Consider the following 12,088-nt stretch of genomic DNA (forward strand, 5'->3'; position numbering starts at 1 on the left):
TCTCCGCTTACTTGGTCAGCTCGAATACGACACGCTGCGTGCCCTTCTGCTCGACGGCACGGCCGTCGACGGTCTTGGGCTTGAAGCGCCACTTGTAGACGGCTTGTACCGCCGCCGAGTCGAACAGGCCCTTGGGCTTGCTTTCCATGATCTTGGCGCCGATCACGCCGCCTTCGGGCGAGATCACCAGCTCCAGCTTCACGTAGCCTTCGATCTTGTTGCGACGCGCTTCCTGCGGATACACCGGATTGACGCGCTGCAACGGCACCAGGTCACCATCGGACATGCCGGTACCGACACTCGGGCCGCCATCACCCGTCGAGGCCGACAGATCGAGATTGCCAGGCACTTCGATGCCGGCACTCGCGGTGCTGGTATCGGTGGCAACGCTCATCTTGGCCGTTGGCGGCGGTGACTTCGGCGGCGGCGGCGGGGGCGGCTTGCGCCGCTCATTGGGCGTCACGTTGGTGTCGCGCTTCAAGCGGACGAAGTCGATGGTCGGCAGGTTGTCGCGCTTTTCCACGCCGTGGCCGCCACCGTTGATCAACGCGTGCATGCCGCAGAAGATCGCCGTCGACAGTGTCAGCGAGCTGAATAGGGCCACCAGCCAGCCACGCGGGCGACGGACTTCCTTGGATCGCAGCATGGCGGCGAACGTCGGCGAACCGGCCATCGACGCCATCATTGGCTGCTTGTTGCGGATTGTGATCGCCATGGCCTCAACCCCGCGGCGGTGCAGCGGCGATCGACACGTCGCCGATACCGCCGAGCTTGACCTGATCCATCACCTTGGTCAGCACGCCGGTCTTGGAATCCTTGTCGGCGATGATGACCACGGTGTCTTCGGGCCGTTCGATATGCAGGCGCTCGATCGCGTTGCGGATCTCGCGTACGTCGATCTTCTGCTTGTCCATCCACACGTCGCCGTTGGGACGCACTGCGATCAGGATGTTGCCGTCCTCGCGGCTTTCGGCCGTCAGCGCTTCGGGTCGGGTGACGCTGATGCCCGATTCCTTGACGAACGACGTGGTGATGATGAAAAAGATCAGCAGGTTCAGCACGAAGTCGAGCATCGGCGCGAGGTCGATGCCGGTCTCATCGCTTTCGGCTGCGGCATGTCGATTGGATTTCATGGCGGGGCTCGGTACGGGTGGGGGACGCGCTACATCGCGTTTTGCGAGGCGGCGATCGATACGGCCATGACGCCGCCCTGACGCGCCTGGTCGATCACGCTGACCAGAATGCCGGTCGGGGCATCTTCGTGAGCAACGACGACGACGGCATCCTCGGGACGCTGTGCGTGCAGGCGTTCGATCGCGGCGCGCACGCTGCGCTCGTCGGTCAACTTGCGGTCAACCAGAATGTCGCCGGCGGCATCGATCGCGATGACGATGCTGCTCGACTCTTTCTTCTCGACGCTCGACGATGCATTGGGCCGGCTGACCGTGATGCCGATTTCCTTCAGGAATACGGCCGTGATGATGAAGAAGATCAGCAGGTTCAAGACGAAGTCGAGCATCGGCGCAAGGTCGATGCCGGTTTCGTCGGCGTTGTGCTCACTGATACGGCGATGGCGAAGGCTCATGGCAGTCCGTAGGGATCGTTCGGTGTTGGGGGCGACGTCAGAACGTGAACTTGTCGGCGAGACGTTCGGTCTCGTGGCGAATCCGGCGACGGAAGTAATAGACCGGGTACAGGCCGGTGATGCTGACGGCCAGTCCGGTCAGCGTGCAGATCATCGCCTCGGACACGCCGTTGGCCATCGACCGGGCATCAGCCGAGCCGCGTGCCGACATCGCGTCGAACACCGCCAACATGCCGGATACGGTGCCGAGCAAGCCCAGCAGCGGGCACATCGGCACCAGCACGCGCAGCAGCTGGATGTTCGAGTTCATGCCCGCGTTGAGCGTCGAGATCATCGCCTTGCGAATCTGGTGGGCGCGCCAGCTGTGGTGCTCGGGCCGCGCCTGCCACTCCTGCAGCAGGCGCTCAGCCTGCCGCGGGAGTACGCCGGTGAAGAACCACAGTCGTTCCATGACGATGGTCCACATCAGCACGCAGGCCGCGAAGATACCCAGCACCACTGGTCCGCCCAGGTGACGCATCTCGACCAGGATCTGGAACGGTGTCAGCAGGGCTTCAAGCATGGCGCGCTGCCTCCAGGCGACCGGCGAGCAGGCCGGTGCTTTGTTCGTCGAGCACTTGCAGGATCGACTTCGACAGCGAGGCCAGCCAGGCATGAGCGAACAGCAGCGGAATCGCGATGCCCAGGCCCAGCACGGTGGCGATCATCGCCTGCGAAATGCCGGCTGCCATCAGCTTGGGATCGGACGAGCCCGATTCGGTGATCGACTGGAACGTGACGATCATGCCGATCACGGTACCGATCAGTCCGAGCAGCGGGCCGGCAGCGACGGCGAGCTTCAGGAACGACTGGAAGCGCTCCAGTGCCGGCACTTCCTTGAGCACGGCTTCGGAGATGCGCAGCTCGACGATCTCGGCGTCTTCTTCGAGCTTGGCTGCGCTGCCTTCGAACGTGCTCAGCACGCGACCCAGCGGGTTGTCGGCCTGGGGGGCTTCGATCGACGCGAGCTGCCGCTTGACGCGCAGACGAACCAGGAACAGGTAACCGAACTGATAGACCGCCAGCAGCGCACCGATCACACCGACGGTGATGATCACGTAGCCGACCGCTTCGCCATGGTCGATGCGTTCCTTCAAGTTCGGGCGCTGGGCGTAGATCGACAGCAGCACACCGCGCGTCGGATCGATCACCGTCTTGACGTAGCCGCTCTTGGCTGCCTCGAGCGTCTTGGCCGCGGCTTCGAACTCGGCGCCGGGCTGGCGTGCCATCACGGCAAGCTGGCCAGGGCCGGGCAGGTAGTTCAGATACCGGCCGTTGCTGGTCGCATTGAACGGACCGACGCGGGTCACCAGCGCTTCAGCTGGCTTGCCATCCGGCTCGACGATTTTGGTCTTGAACTGTGCGACTTTGCCGCTCTCGGCCATCTCGCGCAGCAGCTCGTACCAGAACCGCTCCAGCACCTTGATCGACGGCAGTTCCTTGGTTTGCGCCAGTCCGACGACGAACTCGCTGCGATTCGGGAACTGCGCGCTGATGATCGAGTTGTTGACCACCGACGAGAAGTCATTGGCGACCTGACGCACGACGCCGAACATCTCGCCCAGATTGCCGGCGCGGGTTTCCAGTGTCGCGGTCGCTTCGGTGATCGCTTTTTCGTTGGCGTCGAAGCCGCTGGCCAGGTCCAGGCCGCGCTTGCGCTCGGCGGCCAACTCGGCCTTGGCTTCGGCGAGCAGGCTCGCCTGCTTGTCGCGCTGGGCTTGGAACTTGGCTTCGCGTTCGGCGTTGGCGGCGGCGTCGCGTTCGCGCTGCGACAGCGTCAGTTCCAGCAGTTCGTCCATGTTGCCGGGGGTTGCAGCCAGCGCGCTGCCGGTGGTGAACAGACCGGAGGCGGTGATGGCGAAGGCCGTGGTGGCGATCGCCTTGAGCAGGGTATGGCGGAACATTACTTGGCCTCCTTCGGTGCAGGCGCGGCGAGCGCGACAAAGTTCGGTGCGGCTTGTTTCTTGGCGATCTTGATCGCCGACTTGATGTCTTCGCGGTACGCGTTATCGACGACCCACTTCTTGCTGCTGTTGTCCCAGTAGCCGGTCTCATTGCCGTCCAGCGTCTGGTACAGCAGCGATACGCGGCCGGCGCGCAGAAACTCCACCGTCTTGTCGCCGATCTTGCCGGCGTAGGATTCGATGGTCCGCCCGTATTCCATCTCGATCTGGTAGGCCTCGACGATGCGGCGGTACTTCTCCGACAGCGACACGTCGGCGCGCTCCATCGTCGTCTTCAGCGTCTTGATCCGCTTGGCGCGCTCGTCGGGCAGGAACGGCACATCGACGGCGACGAACTGTTCGAGCGTCGTCATCATGCGGATCAGCATCGGCAGCACCTCGCGCGAGGTGGTGTCGATGTCGCCGAGCTGCGCGTTGATCGCAGCCAGCTCTTCTTGCTGAGAGCTGACCTGCGTTGCCAGCTGGTCGTTGTAGGCCTTCAGGCTCTGGTATTCCTCGATCGCCTGGCGATACTCGCCGAGCATCGTGCCGGCTTCATCGTCGAGCTTGGTCACCGTGCTTTGCGAGGTCTTGGCAGCGCTGACCGACTTGGTCTGCTCGCCGATCACGGCATCGACCTTGGCCGGCTCGGCCGCGATCACATAGGGGATGGGCGCCGAGATCGCGCAAGCAGCGACGACGATCAGGCGAAGACGGTTATTGCGGATGTCGAACATGGCGATGTCTGATCCTTGATTAAAAGTCGAGCTTGGCGGTGACTTCGTAACGCGCGCCCGGCATGACCGAGAGCAGGTTGGTACCGGTATCGGTGTTGCGGGCGCGGAACGTGACTTCGTCGAGCACGTTGTAGCCATTGACGCGCAGGTGCCAGTTGCCCTTGTCGTAGGTAACGCCTGCGTTTAAGTTGAAAGCGGCCGGCAGTTCCAGCGTCTTCAAGCGGTCGGCATAGGTCGACGAGAAGTACGTGCCACCGAGCAGGAAGCCGACGCCGTTTTTCATCGTGTAGTTGGCGTTGATGCCGTACTGCTGCTCGGGCGTGCCGACCTTGTCGCGGTACTGCGGCAGCAGTTCGGTCGGGATCGTGATGTTCCAGCGGCCGCCATACAGGAAGGCTTCGGCCGGATACAGCAGCGACCCATCGTCGGCATAGACGTCCTGGAAGCCCAGCGTGCGGGCATCGAGCTCCATCGTCGTGACCGGCGCATCGACGATGTACTTGGCCTTCATCCAGATCGCATAGGCCTGGATCGACAGCTCGCGCATCGGTGTCCAGCGCAGTTCGGTCTCGGTGCCCTTGGTTTCGGTGCTCGACACTTCGGCGCCGGCCGTCGGATCGGCAGCGCTGCTGATGTCGGTACGCGTCTGCACGAAGTAGGCGCCGGTGAACGTCAGCTTGTCGTTGAGCCAGGCGCCTTTGAGTCCGCCTTCCTTCAACTCGGCCGATCCGATGTGACCGCCCGGTGCAGTGACGGTATTGACCAGCATGATGTTATTGGCGCCATCGAGCGACACGCTGGACTTAGCCAACGTTGCATACGGACGCAGACCCCATGGCAGCTTCTGCGAGATGCTGGCGCTCCAGGACACGCCCTTGTCCCATCCTTTCTCGGTGATCGGGTCGAGGTACTTTTCGACGGTGGCGTTGCTGGAGTTTTCGTTGAAGCGGCGGAAGTCGGTCGCCTTGGCTTCGGACCCGTCGATACGGGCACCCAGCACCACGTTGGTGTCCTTGAACAGATCGATGTCGAGCATCGCGCCGAAGCCCATTTCGTTGAACGTGCTTTCGCGGTCGACGGTTTTCGGTGCGCCGGTCTGGTAGGTGTCGTTGTCGAGCTGGTTCCAGAAGATCGTATTCGGGTAGTGATCACCGTTGCGGAACATCACATCCTGGCGGTAATCGAAGTCGCCACCGGAGCTGAAGATCTCGCCGTTGGTCTCGCGGTAGTTAATCGAGGCCAAGGAGTTGATGCGCAACCATTCCGGCAGGATTTCATCCGGGATGCGGCGTGTGACCGTGATTTTTTCTTCCCAGACGTGGATGTCCTGCTTTTCGCCATAGGGCAGATAAGAGTTCTTGAACGAGTTCAGGTAGTCCTTGAAGAACTGACTCTTGACCGTGAAGTCCGGGTCGCTGTCATAGACGAAGTCGGCGTACCAGACGGCCAGCTCGGCATCCTGCACGCGCTCGTAGGCACCGTTGCGACGCAGGTCTACATCGACGACATCGACCGTGGTTGGGTCGAGCACGAAGCCGACCGGCAGCTGTCCCGACGTCGGCAGCGGACCGCCAGCACCCTGTGCGCGCAGCGCACCGGTCGGATCTTTCGACGGATTGGCGTTCAGATAGTCGAGCATCGTCTGCGGGATGCCGGCGATCTTCGGAAACTGATCGATCGGGTAGTACTTTCCAGTCACCGGGTCCTTCGGCCAGTTGAAGCGCTGGAACAGCGGGCGGTTATTGCTGCCGACATTGCCCTTCAGCGGCGATGCCAGATGCGTCTCGCGAAAGCCAACGGCACCATCGCCGTTGACGTCGAGATTGACCAGCGGCTGGCCGGATACATACTTGCCGTCGTCGACCAGGGCTTGCGTTGTGCGATTCATATACGCGCCGGACGTGATCGAGTTCTGCGCCTGCGTGCCGCTCTCAAAGCGGAACGGACCGACGAAGTTGTCCAGGCTCATGCTGCCTTGCAGGATGCGCTGCTGGGCGCCGACCTTCTTGACGTACGACTCGCTGTTTTCGAGCAGCGCGTAGCCGTAGTAGCCGCCGGTTTTGCCGAGCACGTTCACCGGCCCGCCGGCACCGGCCGAGACTTCCGACTTGCGGTAGTCACCGCCGATGACCTGGGCAAAGCCCTTGACGTCGTCGAGATAGCCGCCGACCTTCGCGCGGCCGGATTTCGGCGTCAGATTGCTGTAGCCGCCGATCTTGCCCATGCCGTAGATCGGCGAGGGCGGTCCCTTGATGACTTCGATCGAATCCATTGACGCCAGCGACGTGCGCGCATGGCCCTGCATGTTGATGCGCTTCATGCCGCGGAAGTACATGTCGGCCGCGACGCCGCGAACGTTGATGCCGCCTTGCAAGCCATAGCGCGTCGTCGTGAACGTACCGGGCACGACGCGCGTCAGGTCGTCGACCGAGCTGATGCCGAGCAGTGCAATCTGCTCCGAGCTGACGAACGACACCGTTCGCGGCGTTTCCAGCAGCGGCTTGGTGAAGCCGATCGATGAGCCGGTCGATTCGTTCAGAATGGCCGTCAACGGATCTTCGGTGACGACGACATCGGTCAGCTCGGTATTCGTCGATGAGGACGATTGCGCCATCGCAAGGCCTGGGGTTGCAAAAGCGGCCAGCGCGATCGCGAGATCCGTGGCTTTGAAGCGATACGTCGTACTGCGAGGCGTACGCTTGACTCGACTGCGCATGTGATCTCCCAATGATTGAAGGCGTTCGTGTCGGCGAACGCAACGGTCATAGAGTCAGACGACGCGTTGTCGGAGCCCCCTACCTGGATCGAGCAAGCCGCTGCGGGTGCTGCATGTTGCGTGGCAGTGTTGGTCGAGCGCGCGGACGACGGCACGGGCATGGCATTGGCGCTGCATGGGTTGCCGCGCAAGCCACCATGATCAGTAGAGTGCCGCTAGAAGCGACGTGTGATCGTGGCTTGCCAGCGGCGTGCGGGCATTGCTGACACCGGCAGATCGGCGAGCGTGTCGCCATTGCGCGCACGGAAGTAGCGCTCGTTATTGGCGTTGAAGACGTCGAACTGCAAATGCCAGCGCTTGTCGTCGTAGAACACGCCCGTGTTCAACACGGTGGCCGACGGCAGTTCAATCAGTTGCAAGCGGCCTGCCGGTACCGATGAGAAGTAGTTCGCGCTCAGCGTAAAGCCGAAACCGGATCGTGTTTGCGCATTGAGTGTGGCGCCAAGCTGCGTATTCGGGTTGCCTTGCTTTTCGCGATAGGCGTCGACGCCCGCAGGTAATTGCACGAAGGCACGACCGCCGAACAAGAAAGCTTCGGCTGGGTAGATTACCTCGCCGGTCGCGGGGTCGACGACATCCTGGAATCCTAGCGAGCGTGCATCGATCAGAATCGAGCCGCCCCGGTTGGGGCTGTACAGCGTCTTTTGCGTCAAGGCGTAGAACGACGCGAAGAAGCCGCGTATTGGCACCCATTTGATTTCGGTCTCCCAGCCCTCAGTCAACGTCGACGACGCTTCGGCGGTAATCGTTGGATCATCCGGATCGCTGACGTTGATGCGCCGCTGTTGATACAGCGCACTGCTGAAGAACAAGCGCCGGTCGAGCAAGCTGGCTTTGATTCCGACTTCGGTCAGCCGCGATTGCCCGATATGGCCGGCTTCGATCACGGCCGCTGTCAGCCGGTTGGCGTTGTTGTCGAGCGTCAGGCTGGCTTCGCTGACGGTGATGTAGGGCCGTAGATTCCATGGCAGCTGATACGACAGGCTCAGCGTCCACGATGGCCCGGTGTCCCAGCCGCGAACCCGTGTGGTCTGCGTGACCTTCGCGCCCGGGTTGGCCGCCGTCCCGGTATTGAAGTTGTAAGTACCCGCGTACTCGACGTTGCGTGCCTCGGAGCCGTCGTGACGGCCGCCGACCAGCAACTGGGTTCTCTCCCACAGTTCGATATCGAACAGCACACCGGCGCCGAGTTCGCTGTAGCGCGTCTGACCGTCGTTGGTGAACGGAAAGCCGTCGTCGTCGACGTTGGAGTTTTCCAGGCAATTCGCGAAGGTCGTGTTCGGCGTCATGCCGACCGACTTGGTCGTCCACGTACTGGCCATCGCGTCGCTGCGATGCGTCGAGAAGTCGCCGAAGCATTGTTGCGTCGGCGATAGCGTGAATCGCGCATTGACCGATGCCAGCGTATTGACCCGAAGCCATGACGGGAGATCACGCAAGCGGCGCGTCAGCGTGAACTTGTCTTCGATCACGCGAGGCTGCTGGGCCGTGCCGAACGGCTGCTCGCTGATCTTGTACTGGTCCATCGTGTCGAGGAACAGCTGGTTCTTGATCGTGAAGTCCGGATCGCGATCGTCGATCAGGTCGATGAACGCCGTCAGCATCTCGGCCTTCAGTTCGCGCTCGAACGCGGTGAAGCGGCGCAGATCGAGCTGGTCGTAGCCGACCGTGCGCGGGTCAAGAACGAAGCCCACCGGGACATAGCCATTGCCGTTCGGACGCGGTCCGCCGACGCCCTGAGCTCGCAGCAGCCCGGTGGGATCGGCCTCGGGATGTTCGCTCAGGTATTGGTACATCGACTCCGGGATACCGGGTACGACCGGAAACTGGTCGAGCGGCAGCGGCACACCGTCGGCGTCGGTCGGCCAGTCCCAGCGTTGGACCAAAGGCTGGTTGTAGGTGCTCAGCGTGCCGCGCACCGGTGATGCGGTGTTGTACTCGCGATAGCCGATGCGTCCGTTGCCGTTGAGGTCCAGGTTGACCAGCGGCGTTCCGCGGATATAGCGGCCGTTGTCGGCCAGGTCTTGCGTGAAGCGGCCAAGCAGTGCGCCTGCACTGCGCGAGCTCTGCACGCTGACGCCAGATTCCAGGCGGAATCCGCCGGCGATACGTTCCAGGCTGACCGCGCCCTGCGCCAGCCTCGCGTCGGCCGGCACGCCGCGCGCATAACTGTCCGACTCAATGTTCATCACAAACGCGTCGTAGCCGCCATGCCGTCCGAAAGCCTGTAGCGGTCCGCGCAGGTTGACGCTCAACTCGCTGCGGTCGTAGCTGGCAACCGCCGCGCGGACATCGCCGACGCTTTGCTCCAGATAGCTGCCGTCGGCCGCGCGACCCGAGCGAGGCACCATATTCGTATAGCCGCCGATCTTGCCCATGCCGTAGATCGGCGAGGGCGGCCCGCGCACGACTTCGATCGAGTCCATCGCCGACAGCACGGTCGGCGCATGGCCCTGAAGGTTGAATCGCTTCATACCCCGGAAGAACGTGTCGGCCGGCACGCTGCGGACGTCGATGCCGCCTTGGATTCCGAAACGCGTCGGCGTGTAGGTTCCTGGCACGACGCGCATCAGATCCTCGACGGCAGCGATACCGAAGCGGTTGATCGTCTCTTCACTGATGAACGACACCGAGCGCGGCGTGTCGAGCAGCGACTTGGCAAAACCAAAGCTGCTGCCGCTGACTTCGCTCGGCAGCACGCGGTTGGGGTCTTCGACGACATGCAACTCGCTGAGGACGACGCTGCCGTCGACCGTTCGTGGCAGCGGCACATAGTCGAAGCTGCTGCTCGGCGCGTCCTGGTGCGGGACCTGCAACGGCGCGCGTGATACGGCTGGACGGATCGCAATCGTCTGGCTGTTGATCAGCGTCCATTGCAGGCCGGAGCCGGCCAGCAGCCGGTCGAGCGCTTCGCCGGCCGGCATCGTGCCCTGCGCCCCCGGCGCGATCAGCGAAGGCCGTAGCGAATCGTCGTAGACGACCTGCAGGCCACTTTGCTCGCTGAATCGATCCAGCGCGTCGGCCAGCAGGCTCTTCGGGATCTGGAACGTCGTTGCGGTGGTCGCCGTACCTTGCGCAGCGGCCGTTGCGACGATCGCCATGGTGGCGGTCATCGTGGCAACGAAAGCACTCAGCACGGGCCGGGGTCGCCGGCCCTGGTATGGACAGGCCATTCTGGACGGAATCCGCATTGCGCCTTGGCATCGCCACCGCGACCTTCGCCGCGTCTTTTGGCAGAAGACGAGGCGACGGGAGCAGACTCGGTCGCCGGCACAGGCCGGCGCGCTACGACACGCTAGCGACCGCTGCCCGATCCCTGGACGTCGTGACGACGGAACAACAAGATTTCGTTGCCGACCTCGACGGTGCGGATCGGCAGTACCGACGTGAACGCACTGGCGATCATCAGGTTCTCGCCTGGGATGAAGTTGCCGCTGACGGTCAGATCGGCGAGGTCGCTATCAGCCAGCGCCAGCTTGCGATCGGAGTAACGATTCATTTCGGCGATGGCCTCGGCCAGCGGCGTGCTGCGGAACACCAGGCGCCCATGCGTCCAGCTCGTGGCGATCTCCGGGTCGACGGCTTTCTTGTTCCAAGCGGCGGCGGATCTCGATGGGCCATCGATGCGGATCTGCTCGCCGGGCGCCAGCTTTTCGCTGTGCATCGCATCGGTGGCGAGCGAGGTGACGGCGACCGAGCCTTCGCTCAGCGTCACGGTGACGGCGTCGGCATCGCGCTGCACTTGAAAAACGGTACCCAGCGCGGTGGTTTTGGAATCGCCAGCGGTGACCGAAAACGGCCGATTGCGGTCGTGGGCGACGGTAAACAGCGCGCGGCCGTGCATCAGTTCAACCCGTCGGGCGTTGCTTTCGAGCGCGACGCGGATCTGCGAGTCGACGTCGAGCAGCACGCGCGAGCCGTCGGCCAGCATCAGTTGCCGAGGCGCCGTCGAGGCACTGTAGTGCTCGGTGGGCGTCAGCGGACGCGGCTCGGATGCCAGCTTCAGTCCGACCACCGCCACGGCCAACGTCGCCGCCAGTGCCAACGGCATTGACCAGCGTCGATGCTGATGGCGCAGGCGCTGGGTCAGCGGAACGTCGGAGTCGCCGATCGCATACGCCTCGTCGGCGAGCGCGCGCAGGCGCGGGTCGACGTCGGCCAGCAGGCCAACACCGTCCGACAACAATTGGGCAGCAGCGAACGCATCGGCATGCGATGGGTCGGCACGCAGCCAGCGTTCGAAGTCGGCACGATCGCGATCGGTGCAATCAGGCGCGCACAGGCGCGCACACCAGTACGCGGCCTCCTCCGGCGTTCCTACAGTCGTATTTTTTTTCATGAACCCTTAGACGGTGGTCACGGGCCGTCCCCTACCTTCTTCATGCAGACGGCCAGCGCATGGCTGATGTGCTTCTCCACCATTTTGACGGATATGCCGCAGTGCCGGGCGATCTCCGGATACGTCATGCCGCGTGCGCGGCTCAGCAAAAAGACCTGCCGGCACTTCGGCGGCAGCTGCACGATGGCCTCGTGAAGCTTGGCCAGATCCTGCTGGCCCGCCACTTCACGTTCCGGTGACGGTGCGCCCGACACCAGTTCCACGTCGTCGACGCTGCACTGATCGGACAGATGGCGAACTTGCTCCGACCGTTCCAGATCATTGGCGACGTTGATCGCGATGCGGAACAGCATCGACGACGGCGAATGGATGTCGCGCGAGCCTTCGTACTGCAGCATGCGGATGTACGCTTCCTGTGCGACGTCGACGGCGTCGTCGGGGCGGCGCAGCCGCTGGCGCAAGAAGCTGATCAGCGAGTCGTGGTAGCGGCAGATCGCACGTTGTACAGACAGCGGCTCGCGGCCCAGTGTCGGCACACCGAAGGCGATGTCGTTACTTGCCATGACGTCATCGGGGCCAGCGCTCATCTGCACCATCTCACCGTTACAGGTCGCAGTGGCAGAGGAGCAATCTCTATGCCGCAGTCGGCATGCGGTGTAAAAAAAGTTA

At 63.1% G+C, this 12,088-nt stretch carries 10 protein-coding genes; all 10 read right to left on the reverse strand.

What is annotated here, in order from left to right; translation table 11 throughout:
* Positions 1-7: 7 nt before the first annotated feature.
* A complete protein-coding gene (locus BUB09_RS09250) occupies positions 8-715 on the reverse strand; it encodes an energy transducer TonB (protein ID WP_072896913.1) in 708 nt (235 codons plus the stop codon).
* A gap of 4 nt (positions 716-719) precedes the next feature.
* The gene (locus BUB09_RS09255) at positions 720-1,133 is read right to left on the reverse strand and encodes an ExbD/TolR family protein (protein ID WP_072896915.1); all 414 of its coding nucleotides are present in this window, start codon (positions 1,131-1,133) and stop codon (positions 720-722) included.
* Between the two features lie 29 nt (positions 1,134-1,162).
* The gene (locus tag BUB09_RS09260; RefSeq protein ID WP_072896916.1) at positions 1,163-1,585 is read right to left on the reverse strand and encodes an ExbD/TolR family protein; all 423 of its coding nucleotides are present in this window, start codon (positions 1,583-1,585) and stop codon (positions 1,163-1,165) included.
* Between the two features lie 37 nt (positions 1,586-1,622).
* The gene (locus BUB09_RS09265) at positions 1,623-2,147 is read right to left on the reverse strand and encodes a MotA/TolQ/ExbB proton channel family protein (RefSeq protein WP_072896918.1); all 525 of its coding nucleotides are present in this window, start codon (positions 2,145-2,147) and stop codon (positions 1,623-1,625) included.
* Positions 2,140-3,528: a MotA/TolQ/ExbB proton channel family protein gene (locus BUB09_RS09270; protein WP_084083304.1), complete on the reverse strand. Its 1,389-nt coding sequence runs from the start codon at positions 3,526-3,528 to the stop codon at positions 2,140-2,142. Before BUB09_RS09270 ends, BUB09_RS09265 begins: the two co-directional genes overlap by 8 nt.
* Positions 3,528-4,304 (reverse strand): DUF3450 domain-containing protein, encoded by a 777-nt coding sequence (locus BUB09_RS09275; protein WP_072896920.1) that lies wholly within the window; start codon positions 4,302-4,304, stop codon positions 3,528-3,530. Before BUB09_RS09275 ends, BUB09_RS09270 begins: the two co-directional genes overlap by 1 nt.
* Positions 4,305-4,323: 19 nt before the next feature.
* Positions 4,324-6,918: a TonB-dependent receptor gene (locus BUB09_RS09280; RefSeq protein ID WP_175550157.1), complete on the reverse strand. Its 2,595-nt coding sequence runs from the start codon at positions 6,916-6,918 to the stop codon at positions 4,324-4,326.
* Between the two features lie 317 nt (positions 6,919-7,235).
* Complete coding sequence (locus tag BUB09_RS09285) at positions 7,236-10,193, reverse strand: TonB-dependent receptor (protein ID WP_072896930.1); 2,958 nt, start codon at positions 10,191-10,193, stop codon at positions 7,236-7,238.
* A 182-nt stretch (positions 10,194-10,375) separates the two neighbouring features.
* Positions 10,376-11,419, reverse strand: a complete 1,044-nt coding sequence (locus BUB09_RS09290) for a FecR family protein (protein WP_072896932.1) — start codon at positions 11,417-11,419, stop codon at positions 10,376-10,378.
* A gap of 17 nt (positions 11,420-11,436) precedes the next feature.
* Complete coding sequence (locus BUB09_RS09295) at positions 11,437-11,982, reverse strand: RNA polymerase sigma factor (RefSeq protein WP_175550158.1); 546 nt, start codon at positions 11,980-11,982, stop codon at positions 11,437-11,439.
* Positions 11,983-12,088: the final 106 nt, after the last annotated feature.

Origin of the sequence: Hydrocarboniphaga daqingensis, from assembly GCF_900129825.1 — a bacterium.
Classification (GTDB): Bacteria; Pseudomonadota; Gammaproteobacteria; order Nevskiales; family Nevskiaceae; genus Hydrocarboniphaga; species Hydrocarboniphaga daqingensis.

Excerpts from the sequence above, each read along its gene's own strand:
- BUB09_RS09250 (WP_072896913.1), bottom strand. The coding sequence starts at position 715 with ATGGCGATCACAATCCGCAACAAGCAGCCAATGATGGCGTCGATGGCC.
- BUB09_RS09255 (WP_072896915.1), bottom strand. The coding sequence starts at position 1,133 with ATGAAATCCAATCGACATGCCGCAGCCGAAAGCGATGAGACCGGCATC.
- BUB09_RS09260 (WP_072896916.1), bottom strand. The coding sequence starts at position 1,585 with ATGAGCCTTCGCCATCGCCGTATCAGTGAGCACAACGCCGACGAAACC.
- BUB09_RS09265 (WP_072896918.1), bottom strand. The coding sequence starts at position 2,147 with ATGCTTGAAGCCCTGCTGACACCGTTCCAGATCCTGGTCGAGATGCGT.
- BUB09_RS09270 (WP_084083304.1), bottom strand. The coding sequence starts at position 3,528 with ATGTTCCGCCATACCCTGCTCAAGGCGATCGCCACCACGGCCTTCGCC.
- BUB09_RS09275 (WP_072896920.1), bottom strand. The coding sequence starts at position 4,304 with ATGTTCGACATCCGCAATAACCGTCTTCGCCTGATCGTCGTCGCTGCT.
- BUB09_RS09280 (WP_175550157.1), bottom strand. The coding sequence starts at position 6,918 with ATGGCGCAATCGTCCTCATCGACGAATACCGAGCTGACCGATGTCGTC.
- BUB09_RS09285 (WP_072896930.1), bottom strand. The coding sequence starts at position 10,193 with ATGACCGCCACCATGGCGATCGTCGCAACGGCCGCTGCGCAAGGTACG.
- BUB09_RS09290 (WP_072896932.1), bottom strand. The coding sequence starts at position 11,419 with ATGAAAAAAAATACGACTGTAGGAACGCCGGAGGAGGCCGCGTACTGG.
- BUB09_RS09295 (WP_175550158.1), bottom strand. The coding sequence starts at position 11,982 with ATGGCAAGTAACGACATCGCCTTCGGTGTGCCGACACTGGGCCGCGAG.